We start from the raw sequence: 24,701 nt of genomic DNA on the forward strand, positions 1-24,701 counted from the left end.
GCGGCAGGGGGGCGGCGGGCTCAGTCGTCGCGATGCACCTTCTCGCGGCGCTCGTGCCGCTCCTGCGCCTCCAGGCTCAGGGTCGCGATCGGGCGCGCATCCAGCCGCTTCAGCGAGATCGGCTCGCCCGTGGCTTCGCAATATCCGTACTCGCCCTCTTCGATCCGGCGCAGGGCCGCGTCGATCTTCGAGATCAGCTTGCGCTGCCGGTCCCGGGTGCGCAGCTCCAGCGCCCGGTCGGTTTCCTCGCTGGCGCGATCGGCCACGTCGGGAATGTTGCGCGCCGCACCCTGAAGCTCCGAAATGGTGTTCTGGCTCTCTTCCAGCAACTCGGCCTTCCAGGCCAGCAGCTTGCGACGGAAATACTCCGTCTGGCGCTCGTTCATGAACGGTTCGTCCTCTGCGGGACGGTAATCATCAGGCAAGAACGTCTCTACACGCATGTCTGCTCCCTCATGCAGGGCCGAATGATCAGTATTGGTGTCTGCTGCCATTCAGCGCCCCCCCCATATTGGCTGCGTCATACTGAGATTCCCAAGGGATGTCACGTAAATATAGGGGGTTGCCCGCCGAAATCGAAGCTGGTGTAACGTCGCAAGATCACGAAGCAGCGAGGGGCGCGGATGCGGTTCGAAGGTACACAGGCATATGTCGCCACCGACGATCTCAAGGTGGCGGTCAACGCGGCCGTGACCCTGGAACGTCCGCTGCTGGTCAAGGGCGAGCCGGGCACCGGCAAGACCGAACTGGCCCGCCAGGTCGCCGCCGCGCTCGATCTGCCGATGATCGAATGGTCGATCAAATCCACCACCCGGGCCCAGCAGGGGCTCTATGAATACGACGCGGTCAGCCGGTTGCGCGACAGCCAACTGGGCGAGGACCGGGTCCATGACGTGTCCAACTACATCAAGAAGGGCAAGCTCTGGCAGGCGTTCGAGGCCGACGGCAAGGTCGTTCTGCTGATCGACGAGATCGACAAGGCCGATATCGAGTTTCCCAACGACCTGCTGCAGGAACTCGACCGGATGGAATTCTTCGTCTACGAGACCGGTCAGACCATCCGCGCGAAGGTCCGGCCCATCGTCATTATCACCTCGAACAACGAAAAGGAGCTGCCCGACGCCTTCCTGCGGCGCTGCTTTTTCCACTATATCGCCTTTCCGGGCGAAGAGACCCTGCGCAAGATCGTCGAGGTCCATCATCCGGGCATCAAGGGCGCGCTGCTGTCCACGGCTCTGACCCAGTTCTACGAGATCCGCGAGACCCCGGGGCTGAAGAAGAAGCCCTCGACCTCCGAGGTGCTGGACTGGCTCAAGCTGCTGCTGGCCGAGGACCTGTCGCCCGAGGATCTCAAGCGCGACGGGGCCAATGCGCTGCCCAAGCTCCACGGCGCGCTCCTGAAGAACGAGCAGGACGTGGCCCTTTTCGAACGGCTGGCCTTCATGGCGCGCTCCGGGCGCCGCTGAGGGATCCGAATTCACCGTATTGGCAGGCGGTTGCAGGCTGACCCTCAACCCGTGCATGCAGCCGGGATCCCAAGGCTTTGGCGCGAGATGCGCAACGACTCTGCGCCACGGACCGGAGTGTATCGCAAACACACATCACTTTTGCCTAGTTTGCGCCGGATGCAGGCACACCGCGCCCGCGGGCTTGCGCGCGGGCGTTAACCTCCGCATCCTTGGCCCATGACCGGTCCTGACCTCTCCATCCGGGTGATCACGCCCGACGACGCCCCCGCGTGGCGGGCACTTTGGCGCGCCTATCTCGCGTTCTACGAAACCGAACTGCCCCCGGAGGTCTACGCCACCAGCTTCGATCGCCTCTGCGACCCGGACGTGACGGACTACCAGGGTGCGTTGGCGGTGCAGGGCGACACGCCCGTAGGGATCGTTCATTACATCTACCACCGCCATGGCTGGCAGGTGGCCCCGGTCTGCTACCTTCAGGATCTGTTCACTGCCCCCGCCGCACGCGGGTTGGGGGTGGGGCGGGCACTGATCGCCCATGTCTACGCCGCCGCCGATGCCGACGGTGCCGCGGGGGTCTATTGGTTGACCCAAACGCACAACACCCAGGCCCGGCGGCTCTATGACCAGGTCGCCCGGGAAACCCCGTTCATCAAGTATGTGAGGGCGGCGTCATGATCCGTGTCCTGTCTGTCTGCGCCCTTGCCCTGCTGGCCGGTTGCGCCGCGGCCCCGGTCTCCGAACAGCCCACGCGCGCTCCGGCGACCAGCGAGCTGCCCCCGATGAAGACCTTCGGCAGCTACCAGCCCGCGCCGATCCGCGCCACCAACCGCCAGCTTGCGGCGGATTTCATGGAACTCAGCTTCCAGATGGAAAGCGGCCGGCAACTGACCCGGTTCACCCGGTTCGAGGGCCCGGTGCGCGTCGCCGTGCGTGGCGCGGCCCCCAGCACCCTTGGGCCTGACCTCGCGCGGCTGCTGGAGCGTCTGCGCCGCGAGGCCGGGATCGACATTGCCCGCGCCGGGCAGGGCGCCGAGGCGCAGATCGTGGTCGAGGCGCTGACTCGCAAGCAGATCCAGCGCTACGTCCCGCAAGCCGCCTGTTTCGTGGTCCCCAACGTGGACGGGTTCGACGAATTCGTCCGCAACCGCCGTTCCACCCGCGTCGACTGGACCCGGCTGGAGACCCGCACCAAGGCCTCGGTCTTCGTGCCCAGCGATGTCAGCCCCCAGGAAATCCGCGACTGCCTGCACGAGGAAATCGCCCAGGCGCTCGGGCCCCTCAACGACCTTTACCGGCTGGAAAACTCGGTCTTCAACGATGACAATTTCCACCCGGTGCTGACCAGCTTCGACATGCTTATGCTGCGCGTGACCTATGCGCCCCAACTGCGCTCGGGCATGAGCCCCGCCCAGGTCCAGCAGGCGCTGCCGGGCATTCTCGACCGGGTCAACCCGGCCGGACGCGGCGCGGGCAGCGCCGCGCCTATCATCTCCCGCCGCGACTGGATCTCGGCGGTGGAATCCGCCCTCGGCCCCGGCACCTCGCCCCGCCGCCGCGAGGAAACCGCGGTGGAGGCCGTGCGCATCGCCCGCGACGCCCAGTTCACCGATGTCCGCCACGCCTTCAGCTACTATGTGCTGGGCCGGTTGGCGCTCGGCTCGGATCCCGAGCTGTCGCTGGCCTCGTTCCTGCAGGCCGGCGGGCTTTATTCCGAGGCTCCGGGCACCGAGGTCCAGCAGGCCCATGTCACCATGCAGATCGTCGCCTTCGCGCTGACCAACGGCCAGCCCGACACCGCCCTGCGGCTGGTGAACGAGGCCCTGCCTGCGGTCCAGCGCTCTGAAAACGCGGCCCTTCTGGCCACGCTGATGATGATGAAGGCCGAAGCCCTCGACATGCTCGGTCGCCCCAACGAGGCCCGCACCGTGCGGCTCGACAGTCTCGGCTGGGCGCGTTATGGCATCGGCTCTGATGATCAGGTGCGCGCGCGGCTGGCGGAAATCTCGTCGCTCCCGCCGCCCCTGTGGGACGCTGAAAGGGGAAGCTGATGCTGGTGGTGGCTGGAGTGTTGGGCGGGGCTGCCTGGGGGGGCTGGCTCGCCAAATCCCGCGGCGGGCTGAAGAAGGACATGGCGCAATACGCCGCCGGGTTCGCCATCCTGTGGGGGATCATCGGGCTGATCGCCACCATCGTGATCGAACGCATGGCGGCCTGAGCGATGTTCCTGCCGTTCTTCGCCGAGCTTCGGAAGGGCGGCGTCCCGGTGTCGGTGCGCGAATACCTGACCTTCCTCGAAGGGTTGGGGCGCGGCATGGCCACCTATGACCCGGAACAGTTCTACTTCCTCGCCCGCTGCGCGATGGTCAAGGACGAGCGCCATCTGGACCGGTTCGACCGCGCCTTCGCCACCGCCTTCAACGGGCTCGAAGCGATCACGCCCGAGCAGGTGCTCGACGCCGTGGACCTGCCCCGCGAATGGCTCGAAAAGCTGGCCGAGAAGCATCTGAGCCCAGAAGAACGCGCCGAGATCGAAGCCCTGGGCGGGTTTGACAAGCTGATGGAGACCCTGAAAGAGCGGCTCAAGGACCAGCAGGGCCGCCACCAGGGCGGCTCGAAGTGGATCGGCACCGCCGGAACCTCCCCCTTCGGCGCCTACGGCTACAACCCCGAAGGCGTGCGCATCGGGCAGAATGAGTCCCGCCATAAACGCGCGGTCAAGGTCTGGGACAAGCGCGAATTTCGCAACCTCGACGACAGTGTCGAGCTGGGCACCCGCAACATCAAGGTGGCGCTCAAACGCCTGCGCCAATGGGCCCGCGACGGGGCCGCCGAAGAGCTCGACCTCGACGGCACGATCCGCGCCACCGCCGAGCACGGCTATCTCGACGTGAAAACCCGGCCCGAGCGGCGCAATGCGGTCAAGGTGCTGCTGTTTCTCGATGTGGGCGGGTCCATGGACCCCTATATCCGGCTGGTCGAAGAGCTGTTCTCGGCCGCGCGCGCCGAGTTCAAGCACCTGGAATATTTCTACTTCCACAACTGCATCTACGAGGGGCTCTGGCGCGACAACCGCCGCCGCTGGTCCGAACAGACCCCGACCTGGGACGTGCTCCATACCTACGGGTCGGATTACAAGTGCATCATCGTCGGTGACGCCTCCATGTCGCCCTACGAGATCGCCCATCCCGGCGGCGCCAACGAGCATTGGAACCCCGAGGCGGGCCATGTCTGGCTCGCCCGGGTGCGCGACCAGTGGCCCAACCACCTGTGGCTCAACCCGGTGCCGGAACGTCACTGGCGCTACACCCATTCCATCGAGATGATCCAGCAGGTCTTCGGCGCCGAGCGCATGGTGCCCATGACCCTCGAAGGCATCGACCGCGGCATGCGGGTGCTGGGGCGGTAACAGCCGCGCCGCCCGGCGCCGGTCGGGACATGCGCACCAAAGCGTTGACTTCGTCAACCAGACCTCGCTACCCCTGTACCCACATCCCCACCGGCTCCATCAACAGGAACCCCGCCATGCACCGCTGCGCCCTCTGGTCTCTGCCCTTCCTTGTCCTGCCCCTCACGTCCCTGGCCGATCCGCTGCCTTCCTGGAACGACAGCGCGTCCAAGACCGCCATCCTCGACTTCGTCGCCGCGGTCACCGATCCCACCTCGGACAGCTACGTCCCCCAACCCGACCGGATCGCCGTCTTCGACAATGACGGCACCTTGTGGAGCGAGCAGCCGCTCTATTTCCAGCTCGCCTATGCCCTCGACATGGTCCGGCAAAAGGCCGAGGCCGACCCCGCGATCCTGACCTCCGACGCGCTCCGGGCGGCGGCGGCGGGCGACATCGCCGCGCTGCGCGAAACCGGGCGCGAGGGCATGCTGGAGGTGGTCAGCCTCTCCCACGCCAACATCACGCCCGAGGCCTTTCGCGCCTCCGTCCATGGCTGGCTGACCACGACCGAGCATCCCACGACCGGGCTGACCTATGCCGAGATGACCTACCAGCCCATGGTCGAGTTGCTGCGCTACCTGCGGGACGAGGATTTCAGCACCTATATCGTCTCCGGCGGCACCCTCGATTTCATGCGCGCCATCGCGGAGGAAGCCTACGGCATCCCGCCCGCCCAGGTGATCGGCAGCATCGTGAACCTGAGCTATTCCGTCGAGGACGGCGTGCCCACCCTGACCAAGCAGCCGGGCCTCTTCTTCGTCGACCGCACCGGCGACAAGCCCGTGGGCATCATGAACCATATCGGCCAGCGCCCGATCTTCGCCGCCGGAAATTCGGACGCCGATTTCGAGATGGTCGACTGGGTCACCGCGGGGGAGGGGGCGCGGTTCGGCATGTTCATCCACCACACCGACGCAGAGCGCGAGACCGCCTATGACCGCGGCAGCCCCATCGGCGCGCTCGACGTGGTTCTGGACGAGGCCGAGGGCCGGGGCTGGGTGCTTGTGGACATGGCCAAGGACTGGTCGCGGATCTGGTCCGCCACCCCCTGAGCCGCGCGCCCTTGGCGAATGGCCGCTTCCCTTCCGGGCGCGTTCCGGGCGAAGCTGCGCAGCAGCGGTTTCGCAAAGTGATCGGATGCCCCCATGACCCGCCTGACCTGGCTCAAACTCGTTCTTCTGCGCTACTACCGCGACATGGGCCTGCGCGTGCTGCTCTATGCCTTGCTGTCGCTGGTCGCCACCCTGATCAGCCCCCTGGTCAGCCCGCTCCTCCAGGGCCGGGTGGCGATGCAGATCGACTTCGCGTCGGTCACCCCGGTCCTGACGATCCTCGCCTCGTCGATGCTGGCCGTGTCGACCTTTTCGCTCAACATCATGGTCTCCGCCCATCGCGGGGCCGCCGATGTGGCGACACCCCGGATGCACCGGATCCTGCTGGAGGACACGACCACCCAATCGGTGCTTGCGGCCTTCATCGGGGCCTTCGTCTATTCCCTCGGGTCGATCGTGCTCTATCGCCTGGGCTTCTACCCCGAGGATGCCGCCCTGGTGGTCATGGCGATCACGACGGTCGTGGTGATCCTCGTCGTGATCTCGCTGCTGCGCTGGATCGAGCATCTGACCACCATGGGCAGCCTGCGCGACAGCCTCGCCTCCGCCGAGACCCGCGCCCGCGAGGCCCTGAAAGCCCAGGCCGAAAACCCGCGCTTCGGTGCCTCGCCCCTGTCGCCGGACACGGTCCTGCCGCTCTCCACCACGCCGCTGCGCGCGCCGGTCTCGGGCTATCTGCAACTGATCGACATGGCCGCCATCGAGGACTGCCTGCCCGATCACGCGGTGCTCTACCTCGATGTGGCGCCGGGCGCGCATCTCCTGGAGGGCGAGGTGATCGGCCAGGTCTCCGGCCAGGTCGACGATGACACCCTCTCGGGGCTCGGGCGCGCCTTGACCTTTGGCGACTGCCGCACCCATGAACAGGACGCGGCCTTCGGGCTGACCGTCCTGTCCGAGATCGCCGAGAAAGCCCTGTCGCCCGGCATAAATGACGGCGGCACCGCGATCGAGGCGCTGCTGATCCTCAAGGCGCTCCTGTGGGAGTTCGGGCGCACCGACCCGAACCCCGACGCGCCAAAGGCACCTCGGGTGTTCGCCGCCTTCCCCGGACCCGCCCGCTTCATCGAGGCCGCCTTCGCGCCCACCGCGCGCGACGGGGCCGGGTCGATCGAGACGGCGCTGACCCTGCGCCAATGCCTCGCGTCCCTGTCGCGGTCGCACGACACCGAGATGTCGGCGGCGGCCCAGGCGCTCGCCGCCAATGCGCTGTGCTATGCCGAAGAGGCGGGCATGCCGCCGCGCGACCTCGACCGGCTCCGCGCCATTGCGGTCGGCGCGCCCTCCGCGCAGGCCGCCGCGGTCTGAGGTGCGCCCACCGCACTCAGGCGGTGCGGACCAGGCCCAAAAGCCCGTCGAGCTCGCCCCGGGCGTCCAGCCGCGCCAGCGCGTCGTAACCGCCCACATGAACCCCGCCGATGAAGATCTGCGGAACCGTGCGCAGCCCGCCCGCCCGCTGGATCATCTCGGCGCGCAGGGCCGGTTTGTCGGTGATCTCATGGTTGGTGAAACGCACCCCCTTGCTGTGCAACAACGCCTTGGCGGCCTTGCAATAGGGGCAATAGTCCTTGGTATAAAGTGTGATGGTCCGGGTCATGGCAGTGCCTTTCGTGGCAAGCGCCCCGGCCAGCCAGGCCGGGGCAGGGAAGGGTGGGCTCAGAGCGTGCGCGCCAGACGGCGCAAGGCATCGCCGGCCAGAAGACCCGCTGCCGCCAGCAGCACGATGTCCTTGAGCAGGAACTGACCCGGCACCACCGACAGGGCCGGGAACCCGCCCAGGCTTGGCTCCGTGACCGGCGCCGTGAACAGGAAGCTCACCGTCACCGCGAAGGTCGCCAGCGCCCCGAGCGCGCCCAAAAGGGCGGCCTTGGGAAACTTCGCGCCCAGCAACAGCAGCAGCGCGGTCGCGATCTCGACCGCCCCGATCAGGTTCGACGCGCCCTGCACGCTCAGGACATCGTAAAGCCAGGCCGTCAGCGGGCTCGACTGCACGAGGCCCTGGATCGCCACGGCCTCGTAGGCGGTAAATTTCATCGCGCCGATCCAGCCCAGAACCGTGGCGCTGGTCAGGCGCACGGCGCTCAGGCTGATCCGCGAGACCCGGTCGCCGAGACGGTCCAGGCGGCTGGCGGTGAGGGTGGGGGCGGTGGAGGTGAAGGTTGCGTCGGACATGGGGGGGCTCCTTTGTGGACCGAACGGTCCGTATTTGGTGATATGAAAGCGACCGTTGCGGCCGGTGAGGGGAACATGTACATTAAAGACCGATTGGTCAACAATCATGCAAACACAGCTGCGCGAGGATTTGTTACACCATGCCCTCCCCACATCCGCCGGGCCGCCCCCGGGAATTCGACCCCGACGAGATGCTCGACCGGATCCTGGGCCTGTTCTGGGAAAACGGCTACGAGGGCACCGGGCTGAGCGACATCACCCGCGCCACCGGGCTGGGCAAGGCGAGCCTCTATGCCGCCTTCGGCAACAAGCACCAGATCTATCTCAGGGCGCTCGCCCGCTACGAGCAGACGGTGGTGTCTCCGGGCGCCGCCGCCCTGCGCGCCCCCGACACCCCGCCCCGGGATCGGATCGCGAGGTTCCTGTCCGCTCCGGTGGAGGCGGTCGTGCAGGCGGGCGATCACCGAGGCTGTTTTTTGTGCAACGCGGTCTCCGACCGGGCGGCGCTCGATCCCGAAACCGACCGGATGGTGCAGCGCGGCTACGGCATCCTGCGGCGCGCGCTGGCCGCGACCCTGCGCGAGGCCGACCCGGACACGCCGGACCCGGCGCTCGCCGCCCGCGCCGAGATGCTGCTGTCGCTCTATGCCGGGCTGCGCGTGCGGGCGCGGGCCGGGGACGGGGCGGCGGTTCTCGCCGCCAGCCGCGACGCGGCACTGGCCCTCCTGTGTCCGTGATCCGGGCGCGGGTTCGGACTTGGCGCGGGCCTTGCCCCGGTCTATGTCTCGACCGGGAGGAACCGACATGAAATCAAAGACCTTGCTCACCCTTGCCCTGCTCGCCCTCGGCACAACCCAGGCCCAGGCGGGCGACCCCGCCTCGGGCGAGGCGCTCTACGGGGATGTCTGCGCGGCCTGCCACGGCCCGACCGGCAAGGGCATGGCCAGCTATCCGCGCATCGCGGGCAAGGAGGCCGACTATCTCACCGATCGGCTGATCACCTACCGGGCGGGCGAGCGGGTGGGGCCCAATTCCATGCTCATGATCCCCATGGCAGCCGATCTCAGCGACACGGATATCGCCAATCTCGCGGCCTATCTGTCGGGCGGATGAGCGCGATGCGCTTCGGCGATTTTCCGCCTTGAAGCTGCGGACATTCTGGCTTACCTTACGACAACTCGGGGCGGGGCCTGAGCGTACCAGTACCAGAAATTTCAGTGTCACGCCCGAGGCTTGAGACCAAAGAACTCTGGGAGGAGTTTCCAACATGACACGACTGTCTGCCCTGTCGCTCGGCGCGGCACTGGCCTCTGCAACCGCGCTTGCAGCACCGGCCTTCGCGGCCAATACCACGTCCCTGAGCCACGAGATCGTGCTCGAAGGGCTCGAGAATCCGTGGGACGTCGCCTTTCTCGACGACGGCACGATGTTCTTCACCGAGAAATGCCTCGGCCTGTCCGTGCGCCTGCCCGATGGCTCGGTCAACAAGCTCTTGGGCATGAAGGGCACCGACGACGACTATGCCTCCACCGCCGAGGACCTGTTCTGCGAAGGTCAGGCCGGGATGCAGGGTGTCGCGGTCGATCCGAACTTCGCCGAAAACCGGCAGATCTATGTCTATTCGACCTCCGACCTGACCGCGCCCGGCTCCAACCGCCTGCTGCGGATGACCGTGGGCGAGGATCTCGCCAGCGTGTCCGACCGCACCGACATCGTCGAGGACGTGCCCTACAAGCCCGCCGCGACCGACCACCCCTTCGGCGGCCCCGGCGCCCATAACGGCGGCCGCGTGCGCTTCGGTCCGGACGGGTTCATCTACCTGACCACCGGCGACACCCATAACGGCGAAGGCCCGCAAAGCCCGACTCTGCTGGCGGGCAAGGTGTTGCGCATCGACCGCGACGGCAATGCCGCCGAGGGCAACGCGCCCCCCGAAGGCTTCGATCCGCGGATCTTCACCTACGGGCACCGCAACACCCAGGGCATCACCTTCCACCCGGAAACCGGCGCGGCCATCACCGCGGAGCACGGCCCCTGGCACTCCGACGAGATCACCGTTCTGCAAAACGGCGGCAATGCCGGCTGGGATCCGCGCCCGAACGTGGGCGGTCGGGGCGAATGCCCGGATGGCTACTGCGGCTACTCCCCGAACCAGATGGAGGGCATGGACCGCTACGAGCGCGCGGCCTTCATGCCGATGACCGATCTCGCGACCTATCCGGACGCGATGCAGCCGATCTGGGACAATAACGGCTGGTCCCAGGGCACGTCCTCTGCCGAGTTCCTGACCGGGGACCAGTGGGGCGACTGGGAAAACCACCTGGTCGTCGGCATCATGGGCATCGGCTTCGGCGGCACGCCCATCGGCCAGCGCATCGACGTGATCGAGCTCAACGAGGCGGGCACCGAGGTGGTCGACGTCACCGAGATGACCCTGCCGATGGAGCCCGGTCGCTTCCGCTCCCTCGTTCAGGGCCCCGATGGCGCGCTCTACGCGGTGGTGGATCAGGGCATGATCCACAAGATGATGCCGTAAGGCGCGGAACCCCCAAGACAATCGGCGCGCGCGGGTCCCACCCGCGCGCGTTTTTCATGGGAACCGCCCGCCCGGGGGCTTCCCCCTCCGCCGCCCGCTGCGCTAGGTCATGGGGCAGGGCACCGCGACCGCCCGCCACCGAGAGGGCCCCATGAGCACCGCCAGACTGCCCCACCAGGACCCCCACCGCCTGCGCGACGCGCCCGACAAGACGCTGGAGGCCGCCATCGGCCGCGCCCTGCGGGCCTTCCGGCGCGAGCAGGGCACAACCGTGGCCGAACTGTCCGCCGCCACGGGCCTCAGCACCGGCATGCTGTCCAAGATCGAGAACGGCCAGACCTCGCCGTCGCTGACCACCCTGCAGGCCCTTGCGAACGCGCTCTCGGTCCCGCTGACGGCCTTCTTCCGCGGGTTCGAGCAGTCCCGCGCCGCCGTCCACACCCGCGCCGGCGAGGGGGCAGAGGCCGAGCGCGAAGGCACCCGCGCCAACCACCACTACACCCTGCTCGGCCATATCGGCGCCAACACCTCCGGCGTGATCGTCGAGCCCTACCTCATTACCCTGACCGAAGCCTCCGACACCTTCCGCACCTTCCAGCATGGCGGGATCGAGACGATCTACATGCTCGAAGGTGCGGTCGACTACCGCCATGGCGACCGCATCTACCCCCTGCGCCCGGGAGACACCCTGTTCTTCGACGCCGACGCGCCCCACGGGCCGGAAACCCTGGTGGAGCTGCCCGCGCGCTTCCTGTCGATCATCAGCTACCCGCAGGAGCGCGGATCCCCCTCAAGGTGAAATAAGTTTCCTCCTGGTTGAATATCTGCCCCGATCCGCTAGGCTCCGGCCAACATCATGCGAGAGGGACCCGTCATGTGCGGAATCGTGGGACTGTTTCTCAAGGACCCGGCGCTGGAGCCGGAGCTGGGCGCGCTGCTGACCCGGATGCTTGTCACCATGTCCGACCGTGGCCCCGACAGCGCGGGCCTCGCGATCTACGGCGCCGAAGCTCCGGGCCTGGCGAAGCTCACCGTGCAGTCCGACACCCCCGAGGCGACCTTTGCAGGGCTCGACACCGATCTCGGCGCGGCCCTCGGCGCGCCCGTCACCCTGCGCGCCCGCAGCACCCACGCGGTCCTGACCCTGCCCGAGGGTCAGCTCGACACCGCGCGCGCCGCCCTCGCCACGCTGCGCCCCGCGGCCCGCGTCATGGGCCGGGGCCGCACCATCGAGATCTACAAGGAGGTGGGCCTGCCGCGCGACGTCGCCGCCCGGTTCGACATCGCGTCCATGTCCGGCACCCACGGGATCGGCCACACCCGCATGGCCACGGAATCCGCCGTTACCACCCTGGGCGCGCATCCCTTCAACACCGGCCCGGACCAGTGCCTCGTCCATAACGGGTCGCTGTCCAACCACAACTCCCTGCGGCGCAAGCTGCGCCACCACGGCATCCTCACCGAGACCGAGAACGACACCGAGGTGGGCGCGGCCTATCTCACCTGGCGGATGCAGACCGGCGCCACCCTGGGCGCGGCGCTGACCAGCGCCCTGCGCGATCTCGACGGGTTCTTCACCTTCGTCGTCGGCACCCGCGACGGGTTCGGCGTGGTCCGCGACCCCATCGCCTGCAAGCCCGCGGTGATGGCGGAGACCGACCAATACGTGGCCTTCGGCTCGGAATACCGCGCGCTGGTGGACCTGCCCGGCATCCAAACCGCCCGCGTGTGGGAGCCCGAGCCCGCCACCGTCTACTTCTGGACCCGCGACACCCCCAGCCCCGCGCAAAAGGCCGCCTGATGCAGACCATCGACCTTGCCCAAACCCCCCTGCGGGAGCTGAACGCGGCGCTGCATGCCCAGGCCAGCCAGACCAACCAGACCGCGTGGCAGGTGCTGAACCCCCAGGGCGCCCATGCCATCGCCTGCGGCCTCGACGCGCCGATCGAGGTGACCGTGAAAGGCTCCACCGGCTACTACTGCGCGGGCATGAACAAGCACGCCACCGTCCATATCGAAGGCTCCGCAGGCCCCGGCGTGGCCGAGAACATGATGAGCGGCACCGTGGTGATCGAGGGCGACGCCAGCCAGTATGCCGGGGCCACGGGCCATGGCGGGCTGCTGGTGATCAAGGGCAACGCGTCGTCCCGCTGCGGCATCTCGATGAAGGGGGTCGACATCGTGGTCCACGGCAATGTGGGCCACATGAGCGCCTTCATGGCCCAGTCCGGCACCCTCGTGGTCTGCGGCGACGCGGGCGAGGCCCTGGGCGACAGCCTCTATGAGGCGCGGCTCTTCGTGCGCGGCGCTGTCAAATCCCTCGGCGCCGATTGCGTCGCGAAAGAGATGCGGCCCGAACACCTGACCCTGCTTGCGAACCTGCTCGCCCGCGCAGGCGCCGATGCCCGCCCCGAAGAGTTCACGCGCTACGGCTCTGCGCGCAAACTCTACCATTTCGACATCGACAATGCCTATTGAGGCGAACGAGGACCCGGGCCATGAAAGATGACATCCCCCGCACGGCGCCGATCAAATCGGCCACCTTCACCGACCCGGTGAATGCCGAGATCCGCCGCGCCGCCGCCACGGGCATCTACGACATTCGCGGCGGTGGGGCGAAACGGCGCGTGCCGAATTTCGACGACCTGCTGGTGCTCGGGGCCTCCATGTCGCGCTACCCGCTCGAAGGCTACCGCGAACGCTGCGACACCTCCGTCACGCTGGGCACCCGGTTTGCGCAAAACCCGATCCAGCTGGACATCCCCATCACCATCGCTGGCATGTCCTTCGGCGCGCTCTCGGGCCCCGCGAAAGAGGCTTTGGGCCGGGGCGCGACCCTCGCGGGCACCTCCACCACCACCGGCGATGGCGGGATGACCGAAGAGGAACGCGGCCATTCCGATAAGCTGGTCTATCAATACCTGCCATCCCGCTACGGCATGAACCCCGACGACCTGCGCCGGGCCGACGCGATCGAGATCGTCGTGGGGCAGGGGGCCAAGCCCGGCGGGGGCGGGATGCTGCTGGGCCAGAAGATCACCGAGCGCGTCGCCGGGATGCGCAATCTGCCGGCCGGCATCGACCAACGCTCGTCCTGCCGTCATCCGGACTGGACCGGGCCGGACGACCTGGAAATCAAGATCCTCGAGCTGCGCGAAATCACCGGCTGGCGCGTGCCGATCTACATCAAGGTCGGTGGCGCGCGCCCCTATTTCGACACCACGCTGGCGGTGAAGGCCGGGGCGGATGTGGTCGTGCTCGACGGGATGCAGGGCGGGACCGCCGCGACCCAGGACGTGTTCATCGAACATGTCGGCCAGCCGCTGCTTGCCTGCATCCCCGAGGCGGTCCGCGCGTTGCAGGATCTGGGCGTGCACCGCGAGGTGCAGCTTGTCGTCTCCGGGGGCATCCGCACCGGTGCGGACGTGGCCAAGGCGCTGGCGCTCGGGGCCGACGCCACCGCCATCGGCACCGCCGCCCTGATCGCGCTCGGCGACAATGACCCGAAATACGAGGCCGAGTATGCCGCCCTTGGCACCACCGCCGGGGCCTATGACGACTGGCACGAGGGGCGCGACCCGGCCGGCATCACCACCCAGGACCCCGGGCTCGCCGCCCGGCTCGACCCGGTCGAGGGCGGCCGACGCCTGCGCAACTACCTCAAGGTGCTCACGCTGGAGGCGCAGACCATCGCGCGCGCCTGCGGCAAGAACCACGTGCTCAATCTCGAACCCGAGGACCTGTGTGCCCTGACGCTGGAGGCCGCCGCCATGGCCAAGATCCCGCTCGCGGGCACCGACTGGTACCCCGGCAAGCCCGGAACCACCTACTGACCGATCCTAGGCGCGCCCCGACCGGCGCGCCTTTTTTTCCCATCATCGACAGGAGACCCAATGACCACGGACCTCGCTCAATTCGCCAAGGACACCGGCGTCAAGTATTTCATGATCTCCTTTACCGACCTTTTCGGGGGCCAACGGGCCAAGCTCGTGCCCGCCCCGGCCATCGCCGGAATGCAGGCCGAGGGCGCGGGATTCGCGGGCTTTGCCACCTGGCTCGACATGACGCCCGCGCACCCGGACATGCTCGCCGTGCCCGACCCGGCCTCGGTGATCCAGCTGCCCTGGAAGCCCGAGGTCGCCTGGGTCGCGGCCAATTGCGTGATGGAAGGCGAGAGCGTCGCCCAGGCCCCCCGCAACACCCTGATTCGCCAGGTCGAGGCCGCCGCCGCCCAGGGCCTGCATGTCAAGACCGGGGTCGAGGCGGAGTTCTTCCTGCTCACCGCCGACGGCAGCAGGATCAGCGATCCCGCCGACACCGCCGAGAAGCCGTGCTACGATCAGGGCGCGATCATGCGCCGCTACGACGTGATCGCCGAGATCGGCGACTACATGCTGGCCCTGGGCTGGGGCCCTTACCAGGCCGACCACGAAGACGCCAATGGCCAGTTCGAGATGAACTGGGATTTCGACAACGCGCTCGCCACCGCCGACAAGCACAGCTTCTTCAAGTTCATGGTCAAATCCGTGGCCGAGAAACACGGGCTGCGCGCCACCTTCATGCCCAAACCCATGCCCGAGCTGACCGGCAATGGCTGCCACACCCACATCTCGGTCTGGGATGCCGAGGGCACCAATGTCTTCGCGGGGCAGGGGGACGGCCCCACCGGCGAGGTCGGCCTGTCCGAGGCGGGCAGACACTTCCTCGGCGGGCTGATGCACCACGCCCGCGCCCTGACCGCGCTCACCAACCCCACCGTGAACAGCTACAAACGGCTCAATGCGCCGACCACGACCTCGGGGGCCACCTGGGCACCCAACGCCGTCACCTGGACCGGCAACAACCGCACTCACATGGTCCGCGTGCCCGGACCCGGCCGGTTCGAGCTGCGCCTGCCCGATGGCGCGGCCAATCCCTACCTGCTGCAAGCCGCGATCATCGCCGCGGGCCTCTCAGGCCTGGCGACCAGGGCCGACCCCGGCCCGCGCCACGACATCGACATGTACGCCGAAGGACACACCCTCACCGACACTCCCAAACTCCCCCTCAACCTGCTCGACGCCCTGCGCGCCTTCGACGCCGACACCACGCTGAAAACCGCCCTCGGCCCGGACTTCGCCTCCGCCTTCCTCAAGCTCAAACGCGCCGAATGGGACGCCTACGTCTCCCATTTCAGCCGCTGGGAAAAAGAGCACACCCTGGACGTCTGACGCGGCCCGGCCGCCCGGCCCGCTCCGTCCTTGCCCTGTTGGCGCAGCTGAGGCACACTCGCCCCAGCCATGCGGAGGTCCGACCCACCGCCGAAACACGGACCCCCCGGGCCCACGCTTTGGGAGGAGTGTCCATGACAGCCGAAACCGCCACCCCCACGCCACCGCGCAAGGCCCTGCCCGAAACCGTCCCGCTCACCGCCGACGATATCCGCGCAGCCCTCCGGGACGGGGTCGCCGACTTCCGCGCCCGCCCGGTGATGAGCGCCTTTTTCGGCGCGTTCTACGCGGTCTTCGGCATCGCGCTGGTCTGGGTCCTGCTGTCGCTCGGCAAGGTCTGGATGGTCATCCCCGCCATCATCGGCTTCCCGCTCGTGGCCCCCTTCGCCGCCGCCGGTCTCTACGAGATGTCGCGCCGCCTGAAGGCACACGAGAGCTTCGGCTGGTCCGACATCCTCACCGTCATGGCCCGCCAACGCCAGCGCGAGATGGGCTGGATGGCCTTCGTCACACTCTTCATCTTCTGGGTCTGGTTCTACCAGTTCCGCACCGTGCTGGTGATCGTGCTGCAGGACGCGTCGTTTTCCGACCTCGACGGGTTCCTGGCCACCGTGTTCTTCACCCCCGAGGGCTGGCTCTTCCTGGCCATCGGCACCTGCGTCGGCGCGCTGCTGTCGGCGGCGCTCTTCACGGTAACGGTGATCGCCATGCCGATGCTGCTCGACCGCGAGATCGACTTCATCTCCGCCATGCTCACCTCGATCCAGGTGGTGCGCGAAAACCCGGTGGTCATGCTCGGCTGGGCCGCGATTATCACCGTGACCATGGTGCTGTCGCTGATCCCGGCCTTTCTGGGCCTGATCGTCACCCTGCCGATCCTGGGACACACCACCTGGCACCTCTACCAACGCGCCGTCCGCCCGCCCGAGGCCCCCGCCACAACCCCCTGACGCGCCACCGCAACGAAGCCCCCAACGAGTGCCCCACAACCGCCGCGCCGAACAGCAAATCCGCGCTCCAAGGGCCTTGGGTAAAGTGCAGACACCGACGGTGCGCGCGGCTCGAACCACAGAGCCTGAGCACACAGCGAACCTGCGCCGCGAACTTCGCCAGGGTCCGCTGAGCGGACAAAGCTTACCTTCGCTGCGGTTGCACGAATGACCGCTCTCATCATGTCAGATAGGAACAGCTGGAAGTAGCCATGCGTCAAAGTTGGTCTTTTTGCCTTTAACAGAAACTAAAGGCCGAGCTCTTCTGCACAATGGCTGATCAGCTTGTTCAATTCTGATAAGATCGCCAGAATCCCCGTCTTCGGTCGAAGGATGCAAGCGACATGGACGCGCGAGGGTATCAGGCGCTTGAGCTGATATACGACACAGCCGTTAACCCGGCAAGTTGGCGTCGTGCATTGGATGCTACAGCGTCGGCTGTTGATGCGAAGGCTGTTGCATTGGTGATCCGTGGAAAAAAAGCAGGCGGAAAAGATCTGACGATGATGTCCAGCATCTACTTGGATTTTTCTCGCACTCCTGCGGGTTGGTACTACGGCGCAAGGCTCTCATGGATGCAGAACCAAGACTGGGATTTTCTTCAAGCCCAACCCCCGCATAAACCTGTGCCTGACCTTGCGACAGGGCTTTCGGCTGAAGCCCTGGATGCGCGCAAGGACTATGCATTCCTCAGAGAACGAACCGGTGTCTCCCGGCGGCTCGGGGTCCGTTTGAATGACGACCCTGTGTGGTTTGATGCCATGAGCATCGGGTTTGATCGACAGAGGCTTGAAATTCCGTTGTCCGCGGGCGAACGATCGCGGGCCCTACTTCCCCATTTGACTAAGGCACTTGAAATTGGTCGCGTGTTCGCGCTTCTGAGAGCCCGGTATAAGGCGGCGCTTGCGGCCTTGGAGCGGGTGCAAGCCGGAATAGCACTTGCACTTCCGGACGGGCAGATCGTCGTCAAGAACGCCGAAGCGGAAAGAATATTTGGCCTGAAAGATGGTATCTTGCTGTCTGGCGACGGAAGAATTCTAACCTCCGATCCCGATCTAACGTCCAAAATTCGCGCACATGTCCTCGACGTAAGCTCCACGGCGCAAGGACAGGCTAACCGGCACGAGTCCCTGGTTTCGATCAAACGGCCATCTGGCTTGACGCCATTCCTGCTGGACATAGGACCGATCAGCGACAGTAAGGCAGAACTGGAAAAAGGACTGGATGGAGCGCTCGTCACCCTCATTGACCCAGAGCGTATTCCCTATCTCCGGATGGATCGGTTCATCAAGCTCTACGGACTGACAGGTGCAGAAGCCGACGTCTGCCGGTGGATTGCCGACGGTGCCACTATTGCAGAAATTGCAGAACGCCGAGGCACCACTCCAATAACCGCGAAGAACCAAGTCTCGGCGGTGCTCGCGAAAGCTGGGGTGAGCAGCCGTGTTGAGCTGATAAGGCTTATTCTCCGTGTTCTGCCACCGGTTGCTTAACACAGAACTGAGCTTTTAACTGGAAATCGGTTTGTCATGGTCCATCCGGCTCATGACAAGACCGCTTGAAGTGCACCACGCTCCAACTGTTTTGATAGCCCTATGATGGGTCAATCGCATGGAGGTAAGTATGAGAGCATTTCTTTCCATCAATTCAAAAGTTGCCGTGTGCATGGTGTTCATCGCTTCTTCACAAGCAATGGCCGATAGCGTCCAACCTGACATCATAGCTCTAAATTTGGCTTCTGAGTGCACTACGAACCCTGTTACATCCAGTGGGAAGGGGCATACGTGCTACGCAGATAATTGGACGTGCCAAACCGCCCCGGAAAAGTATGTAATTGCTAAGGAAAGCGTTTCGACGCGCTTTACGAGTGTCAACGGTCCTGGAGCCAGGTGTGACCTTCGGTTTTCAGGAGAGACGGAGGTAATCCCCCTCACAAAAATTTTTCAACCAAAGAAAGTCTGTATGCGAGCCACAGCGCAATCCGGTAGCGGGATGGATCGTGCTGGTGTTCGTGGGTGGGCCAAATGCGTCCTTGATGGAAACATGACAAGATATCGTTAGTGAGAAACTGCCTTGGCGCGGGCAGTTCACAACCGCCTTTGCCAAGGCCTTGTCTTGTCTAGAACAGTCGTCTTCGGCATCGGGGGCGATGCGCCTGAAAGCGTGGAAAAATCTTGCGCCACGAACTTTTGGGTAAACTCGGTTTGATTTTGTCTCGTTCTGGATCGCAGCCAAAGGAGCGGCGATTGGTATATCCTGCAGCATCCATCACTCTGGGCCCGGTCCAGCCGTGCGCAGCACAACACAGTCAACTCTGCTGAGCGCGCCGAGCGTTCCCGGCGCCGCGCTGCCTGAAGAAACTGCTAGCAGACGCTCACTCCAACCCCCTCAAAAACTCCAGCGACGGCACTCCCGTGACCGGCAGGCCCCGGCTGCGCTGGTAGTCCCGGATCGCCGCCTCGGTGTTCGGCCCCACAACGCCGTCCGCACCACCCGTATCGAACCCGGCGCGTGTCAGCCCCTCTTGCAGGGCCACCCGGTCCGCCTTGGTCAGCCCGTTGGCGTCGGGCGGAAACGGCGTGCGCAGGGGGCCGCCGCCTGCGATCCGGTCCGACAGGTGTCCGACCCCGATCGCGTAGGCGTCCGAGTTGTTGTAGCGCTTGATCACGTTGAAATTCGACGTGGTGGCGAAACGCGGCCCCCCCGGTTGCGGCTGGAGGCTGCCCTCCGGATCTTCCGCGCCCCAGCGCAGCCCCCTGGTCCAGCCGTTGCGGTCCAGATACGCCGCCGCCGAGGCCAGCGCGTCCGTGGGATCGTCGGACCAGATGTCCCGCCGCCCGTCGCCGGTGAAATCCACCGCGAAGGCCTCGAACGATGTGGGGATGAACTGCGTATGTCCCATCGCGCCCGCCCAGCTGCCCAGCATCCGCTCCGGTGCGATATCGCCAGCCCGAAGGATCCGCAGCGCCGCGGTCAGCTGCCCCTCGAAGAACGCCCCCCGCCGCCCGTCATAGGCCAGCGTCGAGGTCGCCGAAACCACGGGGATATCCCCCTTGCGGTCGCCATAGAAGCTCTCCAGCCCCCAGATCGCCGTGACCACCTCCGGCGGCACGCCGTAGCGGTCCTCGATCGCAGCCAAAGTGGGGCGGTATTGCGCAACCGCCGCGCGCCCCCGCGCCACCCGCTCGTCCGACACGGCGATGGCCAGGTAATCCTCCAGGGTCCGGCGAAACTCCACCTGGTTGCGGTCCCGCGCCACCACGCCGGGCAGGTAGCCCGTCCCCGCAAAAGCCCGCCGCAGCAAGTCGTCCGAGAAATCCGCCGCCGCCCGCGCCCGGTACCGCGCCACCCAGTCCGCATAGCCCGCATTCGGCACGGGCCGCAGATCGTCCGCCGGCCCCGCCGCGGGCACCCGTGCCCCGCCGCAGCCCGCTAGAGCCAGGGCCGTTGCCCCGGCGCCGAAGGTTCGTCTGGTGATCCGTGTCATGCCCGATGCTCCGCCTGCCGGTTTTGACCCGAGCCTAGCGGGGCGGGCGGCGGATGCAATCTCAGACGAGCGTGCCGGTGGCGTCGATCCGCGTCCGCCCCCGCAGATACCCATGCAGCACCTCCGGCAGCACCACCGACCCGTCCGCCTGCTGCCCGTTCTCCAGCACCGCGATCAGGCACCGCCCCACGGCCAGCCCCGACCCGTTCAGCGTATGCACGAACTCCGGCTTGCCCCCGCCCTCCGGCCGGAACCGCGCATTCATCCGCCGCGCCTGGAAATCGCCGCAGACCGAGACCGAGCTGATCTCGCGATAGGCGTCCTGCCCGGGCAGCCAGACCTCGATATCATGGGTCCGCCGCGCCCCGAAGCCCATGTCCCCGGTGCACAGCACGATGGTGCGGTAAGGCAGGCCGAGCGCCTCCAGGATCCCCTCCGCACACCCCGTCATCCGGTCCAGCTCCGCCCGGCTGTCCTCGGGCCGCGTCACCGACACCATCTCCACCTTCTCGAACTGGTGCTGGCGCAGCATGCCGGCCGTGTCCCGCCCCGCCGAGCCCGCCTCGGACCGGAAGCACTGGGTATGGGCCACATAGCGCCGGGGCAGCGAGGCCGCCTCGACGATCTCGCCCGCCACCAGGTTGGTCAGGCTCACCTCCGCCGTCGGCACCAGCCACCAGCCCTCTCGCGTCTGGTAGCTGTCCTCCCCGAACTTCGGCAACTGCCCGGTCCCGAGCATCATCTCCTCGCGCACCAGCACTGGCGTCCAGGTCTCGGTCAGACCGTTCTGCTCCACATGGGTGTCGACCATGAACTGCGCCAAGGCCCTGTGGACCCGCGCAATCGCTCCCGACAGCACGACGAACCGCGACCCCGACAGCTTCGCCGCCGCCTCGAAATCCATGCCCGGCACGACGCTGGGCAGGGCATAATGCTCCACCGGCGCGAAATCGAAGGCACGCGGCGCCCCCCAACGCTTGATCTCCACATTGTCGGCCTCGTCCGCGCCCTCGGGCGTGTCGTCGAAGGGCAGGTTGGGGATCTCCATCAGCCGCGCGCTCAGCGCCGCATCATCCTCCGCCGCCGCGGCCTTGAGCGCGGCCACCTCCGCCTTCTTCGCGCCCACCAGCGCGCGCAGCCGCTCGAACTCCGCCTCATCGCCCGCGGCCTTGGCGGCACCCACCTGCCTGGAGGCCGCGTTCTGCTCCGCCTGTGCTGTCTCCGCGGCCAGGATCTTCTCTCGCCGGGCGGCATCCAGCGCGAGGATCTCGCCCGAGACCGGCGCCACCCCGGGGCGGCGGGTCAGCGCGGCGTCGAACGCCTCCGGCGTCTCGCGGATCAGGCGAATGTCATGCATGGGGTCGCTCCGTCAGGATCATCGTCGCGGGGTATATGGCCGAGTTTGCGCGGGGAGGCTAGGGGGAGGTCGCGTCCGTGTCACCACCGACACCTCGGACCCCCTGATCCGCGCCCCGGCCCGGTGCGGCCCCGCAGGTGCCAGGGCCAGTGGCGGCCCGTCGTTTCGTTTTATGGGGTGGGGGCTGTCGCTGCGTCAAAGCCAGCGCGCCGCATCACCCTCGTCCCAAGACACCCGCCATGAACCGCCCCGCATACCCGTCGGGAGCGACACCCCAAGGGCCGCCGCTGCCCCGGCTCAAACCCCACCGCAATGGCCCCGGCCCGGTGCGGCACCGCAGGTGCCAGGGCCAGCGACGGCCCGTCGTTCAGATTTGTAGAGTGGGGGCTGTCGCTGCGTCAAAGCCAGCGCGCCGCATCACCCTCGCCCCAAGACACCCGCCATGAACCGCCCCACACCCTTGTCGCAGCAAAACCCCACGGCCCGCCGCTGCCCCGGCTCAAACCTACCGCAATGGCCCCCGGCCCGGCGCGGCACCGAAGGTGCCAGGGCCAGCGACGGCCCGCCATTTTGCTCGATGGTTTGGGGGGCTGTCGCTTCGTCAAAGCCAGCGCATCACCCTCGTCCCAAGGCACTCGCCATAAACCGCCCCGCACCCTTGTCGCAGCAACACCTCACGGCCCGCCGCTGCCCCGACTCAAACCCCACCGCAATGGCCCCGGCCCGGAGCAGCACCGAAGGTGCCAGGGCCAGCGACGGCCCGTCCCGGCGGGCTGTCGCTTCGTCAAAGCCAGCGAACCGCTCGACCGTCGTCCCAAAGAAGTCAACATAAATCGCGCCGCCCAAATCTAGGAAGCGACATCCCACGGGCCGCCGCTGGCCCTGCTACTTTTCGGCTGATCGGTTGAGGACCCAGTGATGATAGGAGGAAAGTATCGTCTGTTGCGGCTTGTCTGCTTCTCGAAACCAGTGAATTGGAGCGTTCAGGTCTGGTGGGAGTTTTGTTGCCATTGGTCCATCCTTGCAACCGAATGCGGTCTCCACCGCTTCTTGAGCAAGGTTAACGCTCTCGGACATGTCTGCGCCGACAAGAAGGCTATCATTAAGAGTACAGTCTTGCAGGTCTGCATCTTGTAGCTTTGCTCTAGTTAGATCAGCCATTGCAAGGTTCGCCAAACGAAGGTCCGCGCCGCTGAAGCTTGCTTTCTCTAGATTAGCTTTGGAAAGGTCTGCACGAGAGACGCAAGCCTCTAAAAACTTCGCTCGTTCGCATTGTGCGCCCTTCAAACTGGCTTGCCCAAGGAAAGCATCCGAAAAGTCTGCAGCTCTTAGAATCGCTCTATCGAAGCACGCTTCCCCGAACTGCCCGTGAGCTAGCTGAGCGCCGCCAAGCATCGCGCCAGTGAAGTCTGAGTAGTAAGCCTTCACCATAGTGAGCCTGACTGCTCCCATGAAGGCACCGCGAAATACTGCTTCGTCCAAGAGCGCATGATGTAGTACGGCGTACCCAAAGTCTGTTTCCTCGAAATTCGCCCCGAACAGAACTGCGTGCGTTAGGTTTGCCTTGGCAAAGGTCGCTGCTTTCCACGAACTCGACGAAAGATCCGACAGCTGTAGGTTTGCGCCCTGCAGATCCAGCTGATAACCAGCCGCAATCTCCCTTTTGACTCTGTCCTCTGCTCGCCGTCCGATTACTGTGACCGCCATTTGAGTATCTGTTCGCTGCTTCCAATCCTCGGGTTCACGCGGCTTATCTTTCACCGGAACGATACAAGCATTCTCCCGCACATAGGCGCAGAGGATTTCCATGATCCGGACATGGTCCTCAGGGCTGTTCTGGGAAATCCGCTCCAGCGACAGGATCGCGCCCACCCGCACCTCGATATTCGGCTCGGTGCGCTCCACCACCCGCGACGTGCCGTCCGGCCCGCGCTCCAGCACCTTGACCACCTTCTCCGCTCCGAGCCCTTCGACCGCCTCGTTGATCCGCGTCGTAATCAGGTTCTGCTCGGCTGCGATGGTCTGGCGTTGGGTGTAGCGAGTTTTCAACATGGTCAGCGGCAGGGCGATTGCTGCGCCCAATGATGCTGTCAGCGTCGCGATGGTCAGGAGTCCCCAGCGGTAGCCCTCCCATGTGCTCGCGGTCCCCGGATCGAGAAACCTACCGATGGTCGCGAACAGAACCGCGATGAGCCCGACCGCGAGCGTCAGCACGATCGCCCCATATAGCGCCACCGAAACCCAGCCGACGACATGACCCAACCACCGCGCCTTGGTCAGGTCCGGATCGGTAGGAAGGCCCAACCATTCGGCAAGCGCGTCCAGTTTGTTTTTTTGACCTTCCGCCATCGCCCAAACCGCCTCACCAACGCCCTCAGCCTCCCCCAACCCCGTCTAAAACACAACATCTTGGTGCCCGACAAATTGCCATACCAAGAGCCGACAGATGTCCGACGCAAAGCCGACGGAGTTCCGACCGGGTTTTTCGGTGGTTGCCGCCGCCGCATCCACCGCTTATCTGCCTTGAAGCGGCGGCACCTCGGCGATACGGTGCGCGCCGATTGACCGGGTGCAGAGCCGCCCAGAGACCGAGGGGATTCCATGTTCGCAACACCTGCCTACGCCCAGGCCGCCGGGGCCGGAGGGGCCTTTACCTCCTTCATCCCGCTGATCCTGATCTTCGCCATCATGTATTTCCTGCTGATCCGTCCGCAGCAGAAAAAAGTGAAGGAACACAAGAAGATGGTCGAGGCGTTGCGGCGCGGAGACCAGATCGTCACCCAGGGCGGCCTGATCGGCAAGGTCACCAAGGTCGTTGATGACAACGAGGTCAAGGTCGAGATCGCGACCGGCACCGAGGTGCGCGTGGTGCGCCACACGATCCAGCAGGTCCTGACCAAGACCGAACCGGCGAGCTGACC

The 24,701-nt window shown here is 66.2% G+C and carries 24 protein-coding genes; 18 read left to right on the forward strand and 6 right to left on the reverse strand.

Annotation, left to right across the window (positions count from 1 at the left end; translation table 11 throughout):
* Positions 1 to 20: 20 nt before the first annotated feature.
* Positions 21 to 443, reverse strand: coding sequence for an RNA polymerase-binding protein DksA (gene dksA, locus PVW48_RS00820; RefSeq protein WP_044027731.1), 423 nt, complete (start codon positions 441 to 443; stop codon positions 21 to 23).
* Positions 444 to 623: 180 nt separating this feature from the next.
* On the opposite strand from dksA, the gene PVW48_RS00825 reads away from it, so the two are divergent.
* The 7 genes from PVW48_RS00825 to PVW48_RS00855 all read left to right on the forward strand — a co-directional run bounded on the left by PVW48_RS00825 (position 624) and on the right by PVW48_RS00855 (position 7,337).
* Positions 624 to 1,466 carry an AAA family ATPase gene (locus PVW48_RS00825; RefSeq protein WP_274579857.1) on the forward strand — a complete coding sequence of 281 codons (843 nt, stop codon included), beginning with the start codon at positions 624 to 626 and terminating at the stop codon, positions 1,464 to 1,466.
* A 219-nt stretch (positions 1,467 to 1,685) separates the two neighbouring features.
* A complete protein-coding gene (locus tag PVW48_RS00830) occupies positions 1,686 to 2,144 on the forward strand; it encodes a GNAT family N-acetyltransferase (RefSeq protein ID WP_274579858.1) in 459 nt (152 codons plus the stop codon).
* Positions 2,141 to 3,517, forward strand: a complete 1,377-nt coding sequence (locus tag PVW48_RS00835; protein ID WP_274579860.1) for a DUF2927 domain-containing protein — start codon at positions 2,141 to 2,143, stop codon at positions 3,515 to 3,517. Before PVW48_RS00830 ends, PVW48_RS00835 begins: the two co-directional genes overlap by 4 nt.
* Positions 3,517 to 3,684 carry a hypothetical protein gene (locus tag PVW48_RS00840; protein WP_012178552.1) on the forward strand — a complete coding sequence of 56 codons (168 nt, stop codon included), beginning with the start codon at positions 3,517 to 3,519 and terminating at the stop codon, positions 3,682 to 3,684. The genes PVW48_RS00835 and PVW48_RS00840 overlap by 1 nt, the downstream gene beginning before the upstream one ends.
* A 3-nt stretch (positions 3,685 to 3,687) precedes the next feature.
* Positions 3,688 to 4,875, forward strand: coding sequence for a vWA domain-containing protein (locus PVW48_RS00845; protein WP_012178551.1), 1,188 nt, complete (start codon positions 3,688 to 3,690; stop codon positions 4,873 to 4,875).
* Positions 4,876 to 4,991: 116 nt separating this feature from the next.
* Positions 4,992 to 5,969 carry an HAD family hydrolase gene (locus tag PVW48_RS00850; RefSeq protein ID WP_274579862.1) on the forward strand — a complete coding sequence of 326 codons (978 nt, stop codon included), beginning with the start codon at positions 4,992 to 4,994 and terminating at the stop codon, positions 5,967 to 5,969.
* A gap of 93 nt (positions 5,970 to 6,062) precedes the next feature.
* The gene (locus tag PVW48_RS00855) at positions 6,063 to 7,337 is read left to right on the forward strand and encodes a DUF2254 domain-containing protein (RefSeq protein ID WP_274579863.1); all 1,275 of its coding nucleotides are present in this window, start codon (positions 6,063 to 6,065) and stop codon (positions 7,335 to 7,337) included.
* Between the two features lie 16 nt (positions 7,338 to 7,353).
* Here PVW48_RS00855 and grxC read toward each other — a convergent pair whose 3' ends face one another.
* Positions 7,354 to 7,626, reverse strand: a complete 273-nt coding sequence (gene grxC / locus PVW48_RS00860) for a glutaredoxin 3 (RefSeq protein ID WP_274579864.1) — start codon at positions 7,624 to 7,626, stop codon at positions 7,354 to 7,356.
* Between the two features lie 59 nt (positions 7,627 to 7,685).
* The gene (locus tag PVW48_RS00865; RefSeq protein ID WP_274579865.1) at positions 7,686 to 8,201 is read right to left on the reverse strand and encodes a YkgB family protein; all 516 of its coding nucleotides are present in this window, start codon (positions 8,199 to 8,201) and stop codon (positions 7,686 to 7,688) included.
* Positions 8,202 to 8,341: 140 nt separating this feature from the next.
* Here PVW48_RS00865 and PVW48_RS00870 point away from each other — a divergent pair, with 140 nt between their 5' ends.
* The 10 genes from PVW48_RS00870 (at position 8,342) to PVW48_RS00915 (ending at position 18,429) form a co-directional block, all read left to right on the forward strand.
* Positions 8,342 to 8,938, forward strand: a complete 597-nt coding sequence (locus tag PVW48_RS00870) for a TetR/AcrR family transcriptional regulator (RefSeq protein ID WP_274579866.1) — start codon at positions 8,342 to 8,344, stop codon at positions 8,936 to 8,938.
* 67 nt (positions 8,939 to 9,005) lie between these two features.
* The gene (locus tag PVW48_RS00875; RefSeq protein ID WP_012178545.1) at positions 9,006 to 9,314 is read left to right on the forward strand and encodes a c-type cytochrome; all 309 of its coding nucleotides are present in this window, start codon (positions 9,006 to 9,008) and stop codon (positions 9,312 to 9,314) included.
* Between the two features lie 154 nt (positions 9,315 to 9,468).
* The gene (locus tag PVW48_RS00880; RefSeq protein WP_274579868.1) at positions 9,469 to 10,737 is read left to right on the forward strand and encodes a PQQ-dependent sugar dehydrogenase; all 1,269 of its coding nucleotides are present in this window, start codon (positions 9,469 to 9,471) and stop codon (positions 10,735 to 10,737) included.
* A 151-nt stretch (positions 10,738 to 10,888) separates the two neighbouring features.
* The gene (locus PVW48_RS00885; RefSeq protein WP_274579869.1) at positions 10,889 to 11,536 is read left to right on the forward strand and encodes a helix-turn-helix domain-containing protein; all 648 of its coding nucleotides are present in this window, start codon (positions 10,889 to 10,891) and stop codon (positions 11,534 to 11,536) included.
* A 75-nt stretch (positions 11,537 to 11,611) separates the two neighbouring features.
* Positions 11,612 to 12,538: a class II glutamine amidotransferase gene (locus PVW48_RS00890; RefSeq protein WP_274580266.1), complete on the forward strand. Its 927-nt coding sequence runs from the start codon at positions 11,612 to 11,614 to the stop codon at positions 12,536 to 12,538.
* A complete protein-coding gene (locus PVW48_RS00895; protein WP_274579870.1) occupies positions 12,538 to 13,215 on the forward strand; it encodes a GXGXG domain-containing protein in 678 nt (225 codons plus the stop codon). Before PVW48_RS00890 ends, PVW48_RS00895 begins: the two co-directional genes overlap by 1 nt.
* Positions 13,216 to 13,235: 20 nt before the next feature.
* Entirely contained in the window at positions 13,236 to 14,570 is a 1,335-nt protein-coding gene (locus PVW48_RS00900; protein ID WP_274579871.1) for an FMN-binding glutamate synthase family protein, read from the forward strand.
* Positions 14,571 to 14,630: 60 nt separating this feature from the next.
* Positions 14,631 to 15,947, forward strand: a complete 1,317-nt coding sequence (glnT, locus tag PVW48_RS00905; protein WP_274579872.1) for a type III glutamate--ammonia ligase — start codon at positions 14,631 to 14,633, stop codon at positions 15,945 to 15,947.
* A gap of 134 nt (positions 15,948 to 16,081) precedes the next feature.
* On the forward strand, positions 16,082 to 16,897 hold the full coding sequence (locus PVW48_RS00910) for a DUF2189 domain-containing protein (protein WP_274579873.1): 816 nt from the start codon (positions 16,082 to 16,084) through the stop codon (positions 16,895 to 16,897).
* A 383-nt stretch (positions 16,898 to 17,280) separates the two neighbouring features.
* Positions 17,281 to 18,429: a helix-turn-helix transcriptional regulator gene (locus tag PVW48_RS00915; RefSeq protein ID WP_274579874.1), complete on the forward strand. Its 1,149-nt coding sequence runs from the start codon at positions 17,281 to 17,283 to the stop codon at positions 18,427 to 18,429.
* Positions 18,430 to 19,310: 881 nt separating this feature from the next.
* On the opposite strand, the gene PVW48_RS00920 is transcribed toward PVW48_RS00915, so the two are convergent.
* From PVW48_RS00920 to PVW48_RS00930, 3 genes are all read right to left on the reverse strand, one after another.
* The gene (locus PVW48_RS00920) at positions 19,311 to 20,423 is read right to left on the reverse strand and encodes a lytic murein transglycosylase (protein WP_274579876.1); all 1,113 of its coding nucleotides are present in this window, start codon (positions 20,421 to 20,423) and stop codon (positions 19,311 to 19,313) included.
* Between the two features lie 61 nt (positions 20,424 to 20,484).
* Positions 20,485 to 21,780 carry a serine--tRNA ligase gene (gene serS / locus PVW48_RS00925; RefSeq protein WP_274579877.1) on the reverse strand — a complete coding sequence of 432 codons (1,296 nt, stop codon included), beginning with the start codon at positions 21,778 to 21,780 and terminating at the stop codon, positions 20,485 to 20,487.
* Between the two features lie 885 nt (positions 21,781 to 22,665).
* Entirely contained in the window at positions 22,666 to 24,168 is a 1,503-nt protein-coding gene (locus PVW48_RS00930) for a pentapeptide repeat-containing protein (protein ID WP_274579878.1), read from the reverse strand.
* A gap of 213 nt (positions 24,169 to 24,381) precedes the next feature.
* Here PVW48_RS00930 and yajC point away from each other — a divergent pair, with 213 nt between their 5' ends.
* Entirely contained in the window at positions 24,382 to 24,699 is a 318-nt protein-coding gene (gene yajC, locus PVW48_RS00935) for a preprotein translocase subunit YajC (protein WP_012178532.1), read from the forward strand.
* The last annotated feature ends 2 nt before the right edge of the window (positions 24,700 to 24,701 follow it).

The sequence above is a fragment of the Dinoroseobacter sp. PD6 genome (assembly GCF_028807315.1).
GTDB classification, from domain to species: Bacteria; Pseudomonadota; Alphaproteobacteria; order Rhodobacterales; family Rhodobacteraceae; genus Dinoroseobacter; species Dinoroseobacter shibae.